We start from the raw sequence: 1,493 nt of genomic DNA, 5'->3' as shown, positions 1-1,493 counted from the left end.
TCTCGCCCAGATTACCAAAGGGCCAATTAACCAGAAATAAAATTATATATTGTTGTTATTTTGAATTAAAAATTATAATCTTTACCCTTCATCTTATAAAAATTAAGTAGTGGAATTTATATGTCAAAAAATATTTTAATTACATTTGCCGGTCGTCAAGACAGAATGGAAAATTTAAATCAATATATACGATATGCACTAAACAATAATTTATTAGATGAATGGCATATATGGGATTTTACCCGTAATAAAACTGATAAAGAATATGTCAGAAACAATTACGGACCAATAGCATATATGCAAGATAATGCCGGTTACCAATTTTATAAAGATTTACCCAAAAATTCTAAACTTACCATTCCTTTAAGAATATCAAATGATCTTCATATAGCATTTGTAGAAAAAAACCAGGATAAATTTACAGAGGTTGTCATAGGTGGATGGGGTAACTCCGGTTCGGAAATAAGAAGAGTTGATTCAAAAAATTTATATGACAATAATAGAGACAATACAGAGGAAATTTTTAAAACAGAATTTTTCACTCTCCTAAACGCTTACTGCGATAATATCCTCACGATCAGCAGGGGAAGTGATAACGACATAAATATTTCAATCAACGGATATGAATTTCCAACATTCAACCTCCTTAATAGAGACAATATACCAAAACTATACTTGCAAGGCGGATTTGGTGCATGGCTAGAGTTCTGTTATGTCAATGACAGAATAAAACAATTCATAGGCAACTTAAACGAATCTTATCCCTATTATCATGCCTATCGATATTATGCTTCAAGAATTGACCTTTTCAAAGATGATGTTTTCCTGAAATGTGATGATGATATAGTTTATATTGAACTTGAAAAACTGAAAGAATTTATTGAATTCAGACGAAGAAATGATGAATATTTCCTGTTATCAGCAAACGTTGTCAACAACGGCGTATGTGCCTATTTTCAAAAAGAGAATTTATCCATCCCTGATGAGGTAGGTGAATTTGAACTTCCACCTAACGGTTTTAAGGGTAGTTTATGGGAAAATGGAGAAAAAGCTGAAAAGCTGCACTCTTATTTCATTAAAAATCGTGGAAAGCCCCTACCTTTAACATCAAAAATTGTAGAATGGGACAAAAGGTTATCAATTAATTTTATATCTTGGAAAGGAAGAGATTTACGCTTTATGATGTTGCCTTTTCAATGCGATGATGAACAAATTTTAACAAGCAATACACCACAATATTTAAATCGTAAAACAGCTTTATTTTCCGATTTTACTGTCTCTCATTTAAGTTTTTATTCACAAGAATCTCATATGAATACAGAATTACTTATCAATGAATATGTAAAATTGAGAAAAGAAAAATATAATATTTAAATATCAGTAATTTCCGGTTTTGACCTGAAAAAATTCAGCAATCCTTTCGTCCAGACCTTACAACAATTGTTGTGGCAGGCAACATAACGCCTGAAAAAGCGAAGGCAACCGTTGAAAAA

Annotated in this window: 1 protein-coding gene; it reads left to right on the top strand. The window is 31.2% G+C overall.

The annotated features are described in order from the left end of the window. Positions 1-120 precede the first annotated feature (120 nt). Entirely contained in the window at positions 121-1,374 is a 1,254-nt protein-coding gene (locus H3T57_RS09035; RefSeq protein ID WP_155565199.1) for a hypothetical protein, read from the top strand. The last annotated feature ends 119 nt before the right edge of the window (positions 1,375-1,493 follow it).

This window comes from Commensalibacter sp. W6292M3, assembly GCF_016101315.1.
GTDB classification, from domain to species: Bacteria; Pseudomonadota; Alphaproteobacteria; order Acetobacterales; family Acetobacteraceae; genus Commensalibacter; species Commensalibacter melissae.
Note: the sequence above shows the minus strand (reverse complement) of the source record. Positions and strands in the feature narration are given on the sequence as shown.

Bases quoted from the DNA above. Each gene is read 5' to 3' on its own strand.
- H3T57_RS09035 (WP_155565199.1), top strand. From the start codon at position 121: ATGTCAAAAAATATTTTAATTACATTTGCCGGTCGTCAAGACAGAATG.